Source organism: Streptomyces sp. NBC_01294 (assembly GCF_035917235.1).
GTDB lineage: Bacteria > Actinomycetota > Actinomycetes > Streptomycetales > Streptomycetaceae > Streptomyces > Streptomyces caledonius.
In genome coordinates, this window is record NZ_CP108423.1 from 7,990,014 (window position 1) to 8,005,884 (window position 15,871).

At 71.1% G+C, this 15,871-nt stretch carries 10 protein-coding genes and 3 pseudogenes; 10 read left to right on the forward strand and 3 right to left on the reverse strand.

Features of this window, described 5'->3' with window-relative positions; translation table 11 throughout:
• Window positions 1–387: 387 nt before the first annotated feature.
• Window positions 388–1,788: an MFS transporter gene (locus tag OG534_RS36175; RefSeq protein ID WP_326586190.1), complete on the reverse strand. Its 1,401-nt coding sequence runs from the start codon at window positions 1,786–1,788 to the stop codon at window positions 388–390.
• An 853-nt stretch (window positions 1,789–2,641) separates the two neighbouring features.
• On the opposite strand from OG534_RS36175, the gene OG534_RS36180 reads away from it, so the two are divergent.
• Together OG534_RS36180 and OG534_RS36185 are read left to right on the forward strand one after the other, a co-directional pair.
• Window positions 2,642–3,061: a hypothetical protein gene (locus OG534_RS36180; protein WP_326586189.1), complete on the forward strand. Its 420-nt coding sequence runs from the start codon at window positions 2,642–2,644 to the stop codon at window positions 3,059–3,061.
• Window positions 3,058–3,270 carry a helix-turn-helix transcriptional regulator gene (locus OG534_RS36185; protein ID WP_326586188.1) on the forward strand — a complete coding sequence of 71 codons (213 nt, stop codon included), beginning with the start codon at window positions 3,058–3,060 and terminating at the stop codon, window positions 3,268–3,270. The genes OG534_RS36180 and OG534_RS36185 overlap by 4 nt, the downstream gene beginning before the upstream one ends.
• Window positions 3,271–3,288: 18 nt before the next feature.
• On the opposite strand, the pseudogene OG534_RS36190 reads toward OG534_RS36185, so the two are convergent.
• A pseudogene (locus OG534_RS36190) lies at window positions 3,289–3,435 on the reverse strand (carbonic anhydrase); the annotation flags it as partial.
• Window positions 3,436–3,473: 38 nt separating this feature from the next.
• Window positions 3,474–3,605, reverse strand: a pseudogene (locus OG534_RS36195) (TerC family protein); the annotation flags it as partial.
• Window positions 3,606–3,723: 118 nt separating this feature from the next.
• On the opposite strand from OG534_RS36195, the gene OG534_RS36200 reads away from it, so the two are divergent.
• The 8 genes and pseudogenes from OG534_RS36200 to OG534_RS36235 all read left to right on the forward strand — a co-directional run bounded on the left by OG534_RS36200 (window position 3,724) and on the right by OG534_RS36235 (window position 15,608).
• Entirely contained in the window at window positions 3,724–4,959 is a 1,236-nt protein-coding gene (locus tag OG534_RS36200; protein WP_326586187.1) for a PP2C family protein-serine/threonine phosphatase, read from the forward strand.
• 329 nt (window positions 4,960–5,288) lie between these two features.
• Window positions 5,289–6,387, forward strand: a pseudogene (locus tag OG534_RS36205) (MFS transporter); the annotation flags it as partial.
• 381 nt (window positions 6,388–6,768) lie between these two features.
• Window positions 6,769–7,767: a hypothetical protein gene (locus tag OG534_RS36210; protein ID WP_326586186.1), complete on the forward strand. Its 999-nt coding sequence runs from the start codon at window positions 6,769–6,771 to the stop codon at window positions 7,765–7,767.
• Window positions 7,764–9,836 carry a hypothetical protein gene (locus OG534_RS36215; protein WP_326586185.1) on the forward strand — a complete coding sequence of 691 codons (2,073 nt, stop codon included), beginning with the start codon at window positions 7,764–7,766 and terminating at the stop codon, window positions 9,834–9,836. Before OG534_RS36210 ends, OG534_RS36215 begins: the two co-directional genes overlap by 4 nt.
• Window positions 9,833–10,786: an AAA family ATPase gene (locus OG534_RS36220; RefSeq protein WP_326593269.1), complete on the forward strand. Its 954-nt coding sequence runs from the start codon at window positions 9,833–9,835 to the stop codon at window positions 10,784–10,786. The genes OG534_RS36215 and OG534_RS36220 overlap by 4 nt, the downstream gene beginning before the upstream one ends.
• The gene (locus OG534_RS36225) at window positions 10,779–13,622 is read left to right on the forward strand and encodes a TIR-like protein FxsC (protein ID WP_326586184.1); all 2,844 of its coding nucleotides are present in this window, start codon (window positions 10,779–10,781) and stop codon (window positions 13,620–13,622) included. The genes OG534_RS36220 and OG534_RS36225 overlap by 8 nt, the downstream gene beginning before the upstream one ends.
• 553 nt (window positions 13,623–14,175) lie before the next feature.
• Window positions 14,176–14,568: a hypothetical protein gene (locus OG534_RS36230; RefSeq protein ID WP_326586183.1), complete on the forward strand. Its 393-nt coding sequence runs from the start codon at window positions 14,176–14,178 to the stop codon at window positions 14,566–14,568.
• Window positions 14,547–15,608: a hypothetical protein gene (locus OG534_RS36235; RefSeq protein ID WP_326593270.1), complete on the forward strand. Its 1,062-nt coding sequence runs from the start codon at window positions 14,547–14,549 to the stop codon at window positions 15,606–15,608. The genes OG534_RS36230 and OG534_RS36235 overlap by 22 nt, the downstream gene beginning before the upstream one ends.
• Window positions 15,609–15,871: the final 263 nt, after the last annotated feature.

A 15,871-nucleotide genomic window follows, 5' to 3' on the forward strand; every position in this document is an offset into this window, starting at 1 on the left:
GTGCGGCGAGCCTGGACGCCGCTGCCTGCAGGCGTTCGGGGTCGATGGTTCCGTGAGGGAACGCGAAGAACATCGGCACCACGTCGGGGCGTCCCGACGGGTCCAGCGAACGCACCAGCAGGAAGCGGCGCTGTGCTCCGGTGACCGGCAGCACGCTGTCGGACCGGTCGCCGGTGAGGCGCCGGTAGCGGGCCAGGTACTGACTCGTGATGCTGCGCACGTGGTCCTCTGTGTCGTGGCCGCGGTCGCGCGGAACGCCGGCGCGGCCCTTGCGGGTATGGCGGTGTGGTCGGTGGCGGCGGGCGGTGCCCGCGCAGGGGTCGTCCTTGGCGGCAGATGGTGGCCGGGCGGCGGTCAGCCCGTGGTCAGCCCGTGGTCAGCCGGTGGTCAGCCGGTGGGTGCGGGGGTCGGCCGTTCGTCGCCGTCGGCGGAGGCAGTGTCCCGCCGTGTCCCGTGGCCGGCACCGGCACCGGCACCGGCCTCGGCCTTGGTGTCGGCGTCGGCCTTGGCGTCGGTGCCGGCGCCACCGTCGTCCTGTGGACCGGGCAGGTCCCGCATCCGCCGCAGCGGGGAGAGCATCAGCGGCAGCGGTACGGCGAGGATGCCGACGGCGCACCAGGCGAGCGCCGTACGCGACCCGTAGGACTGGGCGAGGGTTCCGCCGAGGAGCGCGCCCAGTGGCAACGTGCCCCACATGAGGAAGCGCAGGGTGGCGTTCATCCGGCCGAGCAGCCGAGGTGGGCACATTCCTTGGCGGAAGCTGACCTGGGCGACGTTGTAGACGACGGCGCCGAAGGAGACGACCGCCGATCCGGCGGCGAACAGGACCGCCCCGGGGAGACCGTGCCCGGACAGGGGCCACAGCAGCGCGAACGGGCCGGTCACGAGGACGGACAGGAGCATGACCCGGGCCTGCCCCAGGATTGCCGCGAGGCGCCCGGCGCACAGGGCGCCCAGGAGCCCTCCCACGGCCGACGCGGACAGCACCAGCCCGAGTCCGCCGGCCTCCAGCCCGACGACACGGACGAGATGCACGGTCTGCGTCGCCATGAGGACGGCCGTACAGAAGTTGGCGAGGCCGGTGGTGAGGGCGATGACACGGAGCAGCGGATGGCCGAAGACGAAGCGGACGCCCTCGCCGATCTCCTTGCGCAGGGAGCCCCCGGCGGCTGCGGGCTCGGGCGCCTCCTCGGTCTGCTCGACGCGTAGGAGGAAGAGGGCGGAGAGCAGGTAGCCGATGGCGTCGACGATGACGGCGAACTGCGCTCCGACGAGCTGGACCAGTCCGCCGCCGATGCCGGGGCCGGTCACGTGGGCGGTGGAACGGACGGTCTCCAGTGCGCCGTTGCCGGCCATGAGCTGATCACGGGGCAGGATCTGCGGCAGGTAACTCTGATGAGCGACGTCGAAGAACACGGTCGCCACGCCGGTCACGAGCGCGACGGCGTAGAGCTGGGCCATGGTCAGGACGTCGGCGAGCGCGGCAGCGGGGATGCTGGCCATGGCCACGGCGCGCAGCAGATCCGTGCGGATCATCAGGGGCCGCTTGCGCATCCGGTCGGTGAGCGCTCCGGCAGGCAGCCCGACGAGCAGGAAGGCGGCGGTCTCCGCGGCGGTCAGGAGGCCCACCTGGAAGGCAGGAGCGTCGAGTTCGAGGACGGCGACGAGGGGCAGCGCCACGAGTGTCACTTGTGCACCGAGCTGTCCGGTCGCAGCTCCCGCGAGTAACAGTCGGAAGTCGCGCAAGCGCATAGGGCCACCGGCGGTGGCTCGGGATGTGTCGGACATGTGAACGACATTCACGGATCGATCGCTCAAGAGTCAAAGCAAACCTGCCATTTTCGGACTTGTTTTGCGGCGTGGTGGGCACGGATCAGGAAATCCTTTGCACTACCCGGGGTACGGCCGCGTGAATTCCTGCCCGTTGTACGCGCACCGTGGGGCGGGTGGGGCAAGGGGGATCAGGGGGCCCAAGGGGGAGCCGGGCGACCTCCCTTACCCTGAGTAACGGGTTCCATCCTGACCGAAAAGACTCACCCGTGATCATGTTCCTGCGGAAGGTTTCATTCCGTCCGCTATGAGCGGCACCCGACGTCGGCCGGTACCCCTGCCGGGGCGGGAGGGGTGCAGGCCGCATGTGCAGGCCGGCGATTCCGGCCCGTACGAACTCCTCGTCGCCGGAGTCGGTCAGTGCGTCGCCTACGTGCGGGTACAGCGCGGCGACGACGGCCTCGGGCGCGGTCTCCCGCAACGTCTCAGGGTGCAACAGCGGACCGCCGAGTCCCGAGTGGCCCGCCTGCCACGACGTCCGCATCCCCGATGTCGTCGTTCACCCCTGCACCCGCCTCCCAGACGACCACCAGGTCGTCACTGACGAGCAAGCGGGTGGCGGCAGATTCCCGTCCCTCGAAGTACTCGCCGCCATGCTCGTACTTGCTGCCCGGCCTGCCGTCCGGGCGGAAATCCAACCTGGCGCGGACCGGATCGCTGCCGCCGCCTCGGGGTCCGGGGGCGGATCCGTGCAGGGGCCGCCAGTAGCGCCGCACCCGGTGATTCCTTCGCCGGCACCGCGACGGACCGCCACCTTCTGTGACAAGGACCATTTACATTGAGACAAGGTCCCTTTACGTTTGTTTGGCGTATGGGGAAATCATCAGAGAACCGGCAGAGCCGAAGCGACACGGTCCGCACCCGCGCCTGGTTCGTCGACTGGTTGCCGGCCGTCATCGCCCTGGGGCTGCTCAGCCTGATCTCGGAGTTCGGCCTCTTCGGTTCGGCGGACTCGGGAAAGCTGTTCTGGTCGCTGCTGAACCTCGCCCCCGGGCTGTGGATCGTCCGGGCCGTGATCAGGAGCCTGCGCCGCGCCGACGAGTACCAGCGCCGTTGCCAGCTCGAAGCCCTGGTGATCGGATTCGGCGTGTTGATCACGGCGATCTACACCGTCGGGCTCCTCCAGGCGGCCGGGGTCGGCGACCTGCGCCAGCTGGTCCAGATCAGCTTCCTCGCAAGCATCCTGACCTGGATCGCAGCCCTGCTGTTCAAGACCCCTCGAACCCGGTGAAGAACCGGCTCAGGGAACTGAGGGCGGTACGCCGCTGGAGCCAGACCGACCTCGCCGACCACCTCGACGTATCCCGGCAAACCATCTACGCCATCGAAACAGGCCGCTACGACCCCAGCCTGCCCCTCGCATTCAAGATCGCCGCCCTGTTCGGCGAACCCATCGAGAACCTCTTCCACCCCGACGACGAGACGGACTGCAAACCGTGACCGCCGGCAGCGGCTGCCGGCGCGGGCCGCTGCAACGGCGCCGCAGGAGCCATACCCGAAGACCACGACGAGGCGGCAGTCGAGCACGCTCGTGCCGTACTCGATGCTGCCCAGCACCTCCGGACCCAGGACATGCCCTGCGGTGCGGACCATGATGAAGGCGTCGTCGCTTACCGCGCCGAGGATCAGGGCGGGACTCACCCCAGCCCGCTCCAGGCCGCGGCCTCCTTGAAGCCGATGACGTGCGCGCTGCCGGTGGGCCAGGAAGTCCACCGCCGGCGACACCACCCCGTCGCGGCGAACACTGCCCACAACCAGAGCGGGACCGCGAGCACGCCAGCCACCATCCCGTGCAGCCAGTACACCGATGGCCGAGCCGGAAGGCGCGGACGCGGCGTGCCTCGTAGGTTGGCAGGAGCACCCGCGACCAGCGGAAGGACCGGCGCAAGGCCAGTGGTAAGCCAGATCGATCACCAGTTGTTGTTCGCGGCCACGCCCAGTCCCTATCTGGTGCTGGACCCCGACCTGGTGATCGTCGATGTCAATGATGCCTACCTGAGGGTGACCGCGCGGGGTCGGCAGGAGCTGGTCGGGCAGTACCTGTTCGATGCCTTCCCGGACAATCCGGAGGATCCGAACGCCGACGGGGTGCGGAACCTGGGGGCCTCGCTGCACCGGGTCCTGCGGTCGAAGGAACCGGACACGATGGCAGTGCAGAAGTACGACATCCCAGTGGTGTCCCAGCCCGGCATGTTCGAGGAGCGGTGGTGGTCCCCCATCAACACCCCTGTTCTCGGGCCGGACGGGGAGGTGGTGTGGATCATCCACCGGGTGGAGGACGTGACCGAGTTCGTCCTCTCCCGCCCCGGCCACCCACAGAGCGGCACGCTGGGTAAGCGGGAGGCGATGGAAGCCGAGCTCTACGCGCGAGCACGGGAGTTGCAACGGCTGAACGAGGAACTGCGCCAGGCGCACGCCCGCGAACGCCAGATCGCCGTGACGCTGCAGGAGGCGATGCTGCACTCGCCCGACCTCGACGCGCACCGGAACATTGCCGTGCGCTATCTGCCCGCCGTCGGGTCACTGAACGTGTGCGGCGACTGGTACGACGTAGTCGACCTTCCCGGTGACTGCTTCGGTGTCGCAGTCGGGGACGTCGTCGGCCACGGCCTGGAGGCCGCCACCATCATGGGCATGCTCCGCAGCGCACTGAGCGCCGCCACCAGGGCACTCCACGAGCCCGCCAGATCGTTGGAGGTCCTCGGCCTCTACGCCCGATCGGTCGAAGGAGCAGTGGCCACCACCGCCTTCAAAGCCGTAATCGACGCCAGCCGGCACCGGATCACCTACAGCAGCGCCGGCCACCCCCCACCGGTCCTGCTGCACCCCGACGGAACCTGCGACCTGCTGGACCAGGCGACCGACCCGCCCCTTGGAGCCCGACCCGAACACGTCACCCGGCCCCAGGCCGCCACGCCCTACACCAGTGGCGACACCCTGGTGCTCTACACCGACGGCCTCATCGAACGCCGCAGCGAGGACATCGACACCAGCCTGCACCGGCTCACCCACGCCCTGGCCGACTATGCCCGCATGAGCCCCAACCAACTCGCCGACGCCCTGCTGTCCCGCCTCGGCGTAGCCGGCGGCGCCCGCGACGACATCGCCCTGGTCGTCGTGCGCCTCTGACCACGCACACCCCCGCACTTGCGGATCGGCAGCCGGACCGCGTCGTACCGGGCACGATCAGTACGCAGCAGATCGCCGGCGAGACGGCCACCTCAGACTGGCCCACCTCGCGTACGAGCCGGAGGGCGTCGCCTCCTCCATGGCCGACAGGCCGTCTGCCCGACCATCGGGCATTGCACGCCGAGCCAGGAACGGATCACGCGAAAGGCTGACGCCATCTCAGGTGAGGTCCGCCTGCGAGGCCTTCGGCAGGGTCTCCTCCGCTTGGTCATCGCGTGTGAACCGCCTGCGGTACCGGGGGAGGAGCAGTGCGCAGTAGAGGGTGCCTTGCGTTCGCGCTGGAGTGGATCCCCCGCCTCGCGGCGTTCTTCCTGGCCGGATCGATGGTCGACCGGCACGGTACCAAGCGGGTCTTCCGCATCGCCTCGGCGCTGCGTGCCCTGGTGGTCCTGGCCGCGGCGGCCATCCTGCCCACCCAGGCCGGAGGACCTGGAGCCGCCATCACGGTGATGGCGCTCGCCGCCATCACCGGTGTGGCCACTGAGTTCTCCTACATCGCCGCCTAGACCGCGGGCGCCACCGCGAGCAAGGACGCGGGGGAGCGGGCCCACCGCGTGCAATCGGTGCTCCTGGGGATCGACCAGACCGCCACCCTCGCCGGCCCCGCCCTTGCCGGGTTCCTCCTGCACTGGGCCGGAGTCACCGGCAATCTGATCACCATCGCGGCCTGCTCCCTCCTGGGCGCCGCCCTCGCCCCCTGGCACCGCGAGCCCCGTTTCGTCCCCGCCGCCCCATCCGCGCTCACCGGACTGCGCACGGGATGGAAGACCCTCGTCTCCCTCCCGGCCCTCGCGTGGTTGATCGCCGGACTCACTGTCTCCAACATCGCCACCGGCATGCTCCAGGCCGCCGCACCGATCACCGTCGTCCAGCACCTGGGCTACTCCAGTGCCGCCGTCGGCCTCATCCGGTCGGCCGCAGCGGCTGCCTCCCTCCTCGCGGTCGCCTGCTGCCGCTTCGCCATCGACCGCGTCGGCCTCTGGCCGCCGGAGCCGCCTGCGCGGCCGTTGCCGCGCTGGCCGGCCTCGCCGTCTCCCAGGCCGGCACCTACACCCACTTCCTCGTCCTGACCGCCGTACTGATGGCCGGCGAAGGCGGCATGACCGTCGTCCTGCGCACCCTGCGCTCCGACCTCATCCCCGAACAGGTCTTCGGCGTCACCCTCAGCATCACCATCCTGATCATGCTCCTGCCTTCCCGCTCGCCGGGATCCTCGTCGCCGTCACACCGGCGACCGCACTCGGCAGCCACGGCCTGACGGCCTGCGCTGCCCTCCAGGCCATCGGCTTCCTCGCTGCCTTCTGGCGCCTGCGCCGCGAACCCGCCTTGCGCCACCGGCGCAACCCCGGCATGCCGGGCGCTCCCTGACCCGCCGTGCCCCGCCGAGCTCGGGCACCTTGAAGCCGCACAGGAGTCGCACCCGCCGGCTGGTTCACGGGCAGTGCAGGTTCTCGTTTCTCATGACGACAGCCAGTGGCCTGGCCTGTGGAGGTCCTCTGACGCCAGTGTCTGTAGTGCCTGCCGTGCGGTCTTCCCAGCAGCTCACGCGTCGGGGCCGTAGGTGATCCAGCGGATCAACCCGGCCACCCGCGCCCGGCAGGTGGAAGGGCAGTTCCGCCCGGGCCGCCTGTGGAATCTCACCACCAAAGGACACTGCCCGGTCCGGCCGTATATCGCGATCAGGGCCCGCATGCCTCCGGCGGTTGTTAGCCTTCGTGGACATTGCGCTTTGCCATGGGGAGGCGGTTGATGGAGTCGCGCCTGGTATTCGTCCACGGGATCGGCGGCCTTCGCAACCCGGCTCGGGAGCTCACCGCCTGGAATCGGGCGTTGGCCGCCGGGATGCGGGAGGCCGGGCACTCCGCAGCCGCCCGTGACCTGGTCTCCGACGAATCGGGCAGGCACGCGTTCGTCCATTACGCCGACCTCTTCGGGCGCGGGCAGGCCCAGGGCGGGGACGCCCCCGACGCCCCCGACGCCGCCGGTGGGGTCGGGGCGGAGGCGGAGATCCTTTCGGATCTGCTCGTCGCATGGGTGGACGGGCTGGCCGCGGAGCATTCCGACGAGCGGGATCGCAAGATCCTCGATCACGCCCGGTCGGAGGCCGAGCCGAGAGCGCAGGAGCAGGGCAGCCTGGCCGTCGTACGCCGCGCGCTCAACGTCGCGACCACACTGCTGGCCCTCAAGCCGTGGGGAGCCGCGGCCCGGTGGATCACCCCCAAGATGATGGTGAGCCACCTCGGCCAGGTGGCCCGCTACTTGGCGCGTGCCGAGCCCGACGCTCAGGGCATCAGCCTCGACCGCCGCATCCGCGCCCGGGTCGCCGAGGCGATCGGGGACGGACCGGCCGTCGTGGTGGCGCATTCCCTGGGTTCGGTCGTCGCCCTGGAGACCCTGCATCAACTCGGCACACCGGTCCCGTTGTTCGTGACCCTCGGATCGCCGATCGCCACGCGGACCGTGGTGTGGCCCCGGCTCCTCCCTCAGCCCCCGAGTGTCCCCGAGAGCGTCGGCGAGTGGCTCAACTTCTGGGACCGGGACGACATCATCGCCGTTCGGCCCCACCTGGAAAAGGAGTTACGCCCCAGCGGAGGCGGAGTCGCCCCAACCAGCCGGCGCGTGGACTCTGACGGCACCTGGGTCCACGACGCCGCAAAGTACCTCGCCCAGCCGGCCGTCGCCGGTCCCGTCGCGCAAGCTCTGGCCGGAACGGCGGGTGGGCCCGGCAGCGGCGGTGGCTCCGGGTGAGAGGCGGCCTGGGCGGCCGCCGTCACGTCCTGGTGGTGGCCCCGCACTGTGGATCGATGGTGCGGCTGGAGCGTCTGGAGGAGGCCGCCAACGGGCTGTACGAGGTACTGACCGACCCCTCGCTCGGAGCGTGCGAACCCGGCCTGCCGGACGGGCGCAGCGCGCTGGTCGCCGGTGACGGCCTGACCAGCAGCGCCGTCCGGGGAACGGTGGACGAGGCGATCGGATACGCGGCGCGGCACCATGCCGCGCTGGTCCTCGCCTTCCTCGGCCACGGATTCACGCCGGGCCGGACCAGCACCCTGCACCTCATGTGCGAGGACTCCACGGAAGACCTCCGGCACGACTCCGTGAACGTGCGCGATCTGCTGGCCGTCGCCGTGGACCACCCCGGAATCGACGGCGTACTCGGCCTCGTCGACACCTGCCACGCGGGCGGGGCGCCACCCCCGGCCGAGGACCTCGCCGGGGGCGCACGCAACGGCCGCACCCGGCTGGGCCTGCTGATGGCCTCGTCCCTGGGCCAGCCGGCGGTCGATCTCGTATTCTCCCGGCACCTGACCGAACTCCTGCGCGCCGGGCGGCCCGGGGCGGGCAGCACCCTGGGCGTGAGCGAGGTGCGCGACGCCCTGCGCACCGTCGTCATCGGCCAGAACGTCACTGGATTCGACTACGACGGAGACGGCTCGGCCCGGGAGACGCTGTGGATCGCGCGCAACGCGCGGGTCCGCGAGGGTCTGCTCGGTGGGCTCGGCGGCCGACTTGCCGCGGAGGAGCTGACCGAGGCGCTCGCTGCCGTGGACCCGCGGATGCCCGTGCCCGACGCCACCCCGGACCTGGGGGCGGCTCTGCGGTGCCGAGCAGAACTCCTGTCGCACCCGCCCGCCGCGGCCCGTGAACGCGCGCTGCGCGGCGTCGACGGGCTGCTCGTCGCAGTGCGCACGGTGCAGTTCGTCCGGGGCTGGATCGGCAGCGAGCTCACCACCGCCCGGATCCGGCACGCGCTGCACACCATGCTCGCGGCCGAGGGCCGGCTGCCGGCCGACCACCCCCACCTCACCGACATCGCCGTCATCGACGAGCTGACCTTCAACCATCCCGCCAACGACCCGGACGGCAGGCGCGCCGTCGCCCGTTTCGTGGCGCTGCTCGGCCAGGCTTGCGGGAAGGACCTCAAGGACCCCGAACTGCGTTCCTGGGCCGAGCGGATCGAAGCCCCCGTCGAGGTCAACGACGCCATCGAGCACGCCGCCCGGCGTACGGAGGGCCAGCGACTCGGCCTGGTCGTCAGTCTGCACTCCTCCCTCATCGGGGACTGGCCCGAAGTGCTGGACGGCTGGCTGCTCCTGGACGGTGCGATGATCCACCACGAGCAGTTTTCCAGTGAGACGGCGGACCGCAAGGGAGCCGAGAACGCGGTCGAGGACGCGGTGCTGTGGGCCGAGGAGCATGCCCGGTTGCTGGATCTCCCCCTGAAACGGCTTGACTTGGCGGTGCCCAGCGGGCTGCTCCTGGCCTGGCGGCCCGAGGAGGCCGGAGTCGCCATGCTGCTGGGGGTCCGCTACGAGGTGCGGCTGCACTGGAGCAACCGGCTCACACCAGACGCCGTGCTGCGCAGCGTCGAGCCCGTTGTCGCCGAGCGCTGGCAGTCGATCTCGCAGCACCAGGCCGGTACGCCCGTCGACTGGCTCGCGTACGAGGACCTCGCCGATCCGCACCTCCTGCGCGGGCACCTCCGTAGCGGCCGCTACACGCGGGGCATCGGCCTCACCCAGCACCCCGGCGCCGACGCCCGGCTCATGGAGATGCTGCTCGCCTACACGCCCGTCCTGCTGTGGCCGCACGCGCCGGACGGATTCCCGCGGGAGCGGCACGGCTGCCTGGACCGGAGCTGGTGGGCCATGCCGGGCGCCCTCGCGCATGCCTACCGTGACCGCTGGCGCGGAGTCTCCGGCGCGGACCTGGCCGATCTCCGGGCGGTCTGGGACGACGAGGACTGGCTGCGCTTCTGCCGGTTCTTCAGGACCGTGACTCCCCCGACCCGTACCCGAGATGAGGGGACTCCATGACCCAGGACGCGTACTACCGGGGCGACGGCGTGCCGAGGGGCGGCACGGCCCTGCCCGAACCGCCCCCCTGGCGCACCTTCCCGAGGAGCTCGGCGGCCGGCGTGTTCCGGCCGCCGGCCGGGCTGACCGAGGCGGTGAACGCGGCCCTCGCGCTGCGTCGGCCGCTGCTGATCACCGGCGGCCCCGGCACCGGGAAGTCCACGGTGATCGAGCAGGTCGCCGCGGAGCTGGCGCTGGGGCCCGTACTGCTCTGGCACATCACCTCGCGCAGCAGCCTCGCGGACGCGCTCTACCGCTACGACGCCCTCGGCCGGATCCACGCCCACCGGCTCCAGCAGGAGAAGGCGCAGGCGGGCGGGGACGCGGGGGTGGACGATGTGGCGGCCTTCCTGACCCTCGGGCCGCTGGGCACCGCGCTGCTGCCGTCGAAGCGTCCGCGCGCGCTGCTCATCGACGAGATCGACAAGGCCGACCTCGACCTGCCGGGAGACCTCCTCGACGTCCTGGAACGCGGGGAGTTCCGCATCGCCGAGCTGATGCGCGAGGAACAGCAGACCGCCCGCGTGCGGACCTGGGAGAGCGATGTGCGGCACGTGGTGGAAGACGGCCACGTGCAGTGCACCGAGTTCCCCTTCATCGTGATGACGAGCAACGGTGAACAGGAGCTGCCCGCGCCCTTCCTGCGCCGCTGCGTGCGCTACACCATGCCCAAGCCGACCGCCGCACTCATCCGTGACGTGGTACACGGCCATCTGGGGCTGGAAGTAGGTGAATCGGGGCCGACCGCGGAACTCGTCGACGAGTTCGTACGTCGGGTAGCGTCGGGCGAGAGCGTGGCCGTCGACCAGCTCCTGGGCACCCTGCATCTGTTGAACGGTCCCACCCGGTCGCACGGGACCGAACGCGAGCGGCTCATCGCCCTCCTCATGAAGGACCTCTCGGGTGTCTGAGGAACGCCCGGGGCTCCTGGAGCCCCAGGCGCCCCAGGACCCGCTGGCGGCCGTGGTGTCGGCGCTCCACGGACTCGGCCGGGACCTGGACGGACTCTCCGTCGCCGAGCTCCTCTGGCTCGCCGCCCGTACGCGGAGCGGTCGTGCGGAGGATGAGGGCGGGGCGGACCCGAGCAGGGCCGCGGACGGCTCCGTCGGGGCTGTCGACCCGCGTGAACGCCTCAGCTCCTGGGGGCCGTTGACGACTCCGGTGTACGGCCCTTCGGTCCCCGGCGGCGACGGTGTGCCCGCCCGGGAGGTGTCCGTACCCCGGGCATCCGCACTGCCCCGAGCCCGGGAGATCGCCCGCGCCCTGCGTCCGCTGCGACGGCCGTGGGCGGCGGGGCGCAGACAGCAGCTGGACATCGGGGAGACGGTGTCCGGTTATGCCCGAAGCGGTGAACTTCTCCCCGCGTTCCGCCCGGCACCGGAGCGCTGGTTCGACCTGACCGTCGTCCTCGACCGGTCCCCGACCATGGCCGTGTGGGGGGATACCGTCGAGGAGTTGCTGAAGGTCCTCGCCACGACGGGAGCCTTCCGTACGCTCCGGGTTCGGGAGGTGAACGCCTGGGAGGCGGAGCCCCGCGCTGGGGGCGTCGGGTCCAGGACGGCGCAGCAGCGGCGGCTGGTGCTCGTCTTCTCGGACTACGTATCGGGGGCCGGAGGCGAGGACGGGCTGTGGGACCGGATTCACGGCTGGGCCGGCGCCACCCCCACCGTGCTCGTGAACCCGCTGCCGCCGAAGATCTGGCGACACACGGGGCTCGATCTGCCGGCGGTAAAGGTCACGACTCCCGGGGCGCCCGGTGTGCCCAACGCCCGCCTGCACTTCCTGGCGCCGCCACTGATGGAGGAGGTGTTCGACCTGCCGGGCGACCGCCGGACCACCTGGCTGCCGCTGCCGGTCGTCGGACTGACACCGCGCTCCCTCGCGCGCTGGGCCCGCACGCTCATGCGCGGGGATCCCGAGGGATGTGAGGCGGTCCTGGTCCCGGCGCCGGGCGCGGTGAGCCGGACGCCGACACCCCCGAACACGCCTCTGGATGCCGACCAGTTGGTTGACGCCTTCCTGCACCGGGCGTCGGCGCCCGCCGTCCGGCTGGCCGTGCTCTGCTCCACGTACCCGCAGACGAGTGCGGGGATGCTGCATCTGGTGCGGCAGGAACTGGTCCCGGAGGCGAGCCCGGCCGACATGGCCGAGGTGATCGTCGGCGGCCTGGTTTCGGTCGACGAAGGCGGGCTGGTGGCCGGCGGCCCGGTCCTGACCTTCCGGGACGGTGTCCGCGAACGGCTGGCTCCCCGCCTCGGCGCGCGCGACGCACTGCGCACGCGGGACACCGTGAGCCGGTTCATCGCGGAGCACGCCGACGCCGCGTCGCGCCTTCCGGCACTTGTCCCCGATCCGGACGGGGATGCGGAGGTCCCGTCCGGCGGCGCACCGTTCGCGGAGGTGTCCCCGCGGACCCTGCGGGCGCTGGATCCGGTGGCCAACCCGGTGGCGGATCACGGTGACGAGCGACCGTACTTCTTCCTCAGCTACGCGCACACCCCGCGCTTCAGCGAAACCGGCGCGGACCCGGACATGTGGGTCCAGATGCTCTTCCGCGACCTGTCCTCCCACGTCATGGCTCTGACGGACCTGCCGTCCGGATACCCGGTGGGGTTCATGGACCGGCAACTCCGCTCTGGGGAGGGCTGGTCGGACCGCCTCGGAGAGGTGCTGGCGACCTGCCGGACGTTCGTACCCCTCTTTTCCCCGCGCTACTTCGCCAGTGAGACGTGCGGCAAGGAGTGGTTCGCCTTCGCCCAGAGAACCGCCTACCACCAGGCACGGAGCGCCTCGGCGGTGAAGGCGATCGTTCCCGCCTCGTGGGTTCCCGTGCCACCGCACCACCTCCCGTATGTTGCCAGGCGGTTGGACTTCGACCACAGCGTGTTCGGCGAGCGGTACGCGACCGACGGACTCTACGGTCTGATCAAACTGCGCGGGTACGCAGAGCAGTACGAGCGTGCGGTGTACGAACTGGCCAGGCGGATCGTCCGCGTAGCGGACACCGCGAACATCGCCGTCGGCCGCCGCGTCGACTACCGGACGGCTCCGAGTGCCTTCGAAACGCTGACCTCGTCCCCGGATCAGAGCAACCTGCGGATCGCCGTGGTGGCACCCACCGTGCGCGACCTTCCTGAGGGTCGTGACGCCCACTACTATGGCGACAGCCCCGACGACTGGAATCCGTACTACTCCGATTCCAGGAGGCCACTGGCGCACATGGCCACCGAGCTGGCGTTCCACCTGAACAACCAGGTGAACATGTCCACATTCGACGAGGAGCTCTCCAGGGCCGACAACCGTATACCTCCGCGCGGGCCGTTGATCCTGCTCGTGGACCGGTGGGCACTATTGGTGCCGGCCTTGCGGGACGGACTGGCGGCACTGGAGGCGGTGAACCCGGCGGGAATGAGCCTGGTCATCGCCTGGAGCCGGTACGACCGGCAGAGTCACGCCTCGGATGTCGAGCTGGCCTCCAGGCTGAACCGCACGCTTCCGAATCTGATGAGCCGGACCTTGGGGAACTCCTCGGCCGCAGCACGGGGCGTGCTCGGCATGGAGGACTTCGGCGCGGTCATGCCGCAAGTCGTAGCCGCGACCTACCAGGACTACCTCAGGCACGCCGAGGCGTACCCACCCACCAAGGCCTACCCGCCCGAGGCGCCCAGGCCCCGGCTGCGCGGGCCCATGCGAGCCATGCCGCCCTCTCCCGAACCCCTTTTCCCGGACGAGCCCGAAGAAACCTGACCCACGGCAGTATGACCTCCGGGCGCGGACCGAGCCCACCGAGGCCAGGATCCGTAGCGTCTTTCCGCCTGATCACGCTTCAGCCAGGATTCGAACCCCACATGCCGCAGCATCGTGGCCGTCCAGTACAGCCCCGGAAAGTTCCCCTGCCCCGGTACGACGGGAACTCCCGCACCGAAGCGAACGGGAGGGCGGCGCACCCGTCGATGGTGGCCCTCGCACACAGCAGCGCCCCGCGCTCGATGCGTTCGCCCGGCTTTCTCCTACTCGGATAGATGATCACGAGCGCCGCCCAGAACGCCACGCCGTGATCTTCTGGGAACGCTGCTTCCCGAGTCCGAAACAGCCGACCCGTGGCCGGGTGCGCACACGGGAGACCCCTCACCGGCCGCCGGAGTACGGCGTTCGGGTCGCCGTCGTCTGGGTACTGCCGGTACTCACCGCCTGCGGCAGCGGCCGGCAGGAAGACCCGCCTCGTGCCGTCCCCCGTACACCCGCCGCCCCCTCGGCGCCGAGCGCACGGGACACCCGCCTTGCCGGCACGCTTCCCCTGGTGGCCGGAGAGTGGGGGGAGCAGGGCGGCTCGCACGCTCCGCCCACACGGCTCACATGGCAGCGTGATCGGCGCGCGGCCCGTGACGAGCCGCTGAGCGTCGAGGTCGCCGGGCCGGGTCGGCCCTGGTACGCCTCCTTCATGGTCCACAAGGCCCTGAACCAGGCCGGCGTCCCGAAGGAGGACACAGCGAACCAGAGGGTCCTGGCCTGCGGTACCGGCATCACCGAGCCCGGCTGCCGCATCACGCGTGGCGCAGGCGACGACTGGCACATCGAGACGTCGGCTCCCGCCCCGGAGAGCCACCCGTACCGTGTCCTGTACGTGCAGTGGCCGTCCGACGGACCGGGGCGGCCGCAGAAGTGGGCGTCATGGCAGCTCCCCACCCCCTGACCGGGATCACCCCGGACCCCCGTGCGGCGGCCCGCTGGGCCCTGGGCCGGATGGCCTCGGCCGCCGCCGAGGACACCCGCTTCGCCGCGGTGGCCGAAGCCATCCAGCACCGGGTCCCGCACGAGGTCTCCGGACGCTACGGAGCAACCGGCGCAGCCCGATTCGAGAGCGCTGAGCCGGAACCCGACGCGCGCGAAACCTTTGACGATGCCTCGACCGCGGACCTGCGCCGGGACGTCTCGGTCGGTACGGATCCGTGTCTCGCGCTCACCGATCCGGCCAGGCTCGTCGGCGCGGTGGCCACCGCCTCCGACGGACGGCTCACTTGGCACGAAGGCCGGCCCGCGGTCGACCTCGTCCTCACCCCCGACCCCGAATCGGCCGATCCGACCGACCCCTGGCTCCCGCCCGGGGCCTCCCGCCTGGCCGTCGCAGTCGACGTCCGTTCGGGCCTGCTACTGCGCGCCAAGGCCTTCGACACCCACGGCTGCCTCCGCAGTGGCACACTCCGTCTCGCCCGCACCTCCGCGGACACGGACACGGCAGCCCCCGCCCCGGACGGCACGGGGGCTGGCCCCGTACTCGCCCGGATGGCCACCAGCCTCCTCGACCCCGTACGGCTGCGCGCCGAGATCCACGCCGAACCCGGCCTCGACCCGCCACTGTCGGCGGCCGCGCTGCCCTCCTCGCGCCGATGGACCGTCACCGTGCACAGCCCCAGTGGCACGCTGACCGCCGAGATCAGCGGCGCCTACCGCAGCGACCTGGCGGCCCCTGCCGCCGCCAGGCTCGCCGAACTCCTCACGCCGGCCCGCATCGTGTCCCACCTCGCCGACGCCACCCCGACCGGCCCCCACTCCCTCCGTGCCACCGTCCGCCCCCTGCGCAGCTTTCCCCTCAGCGCCTGGGCTCCCGAGGAAGACCTCGTCTGCGACTTCACGGTGGACCCGGCCACCGGCATCCTCCTCCACGCCCGGACCACCGACACCGCCTCCCGCCTCCTCTTCCGCTGCGAAGTCCGAACGTTCCACCCCGAGTGAGGGGACACCCTGGAGAGATCACTTTGACGACAGACCTAGGTGCCGCTGCATCCGGGTGCTGGGCTCGGACCATCCCGGCACCTTGGCCACCTGCAAAGTCCTCGCCCCTCGACAGAGCGAGGTGGGAAAGAAGGCGATCCCGATGTCAGGTGATGAGCGATACCGATCGCCATTGGCCGCATCCCCGCGTCCCCGCATCCCCCATCCCTCAGCCGCCAGGCGAGGTGGTGCCGGGTGGTGGGGGTTGTCGGGATGGTCGGGGC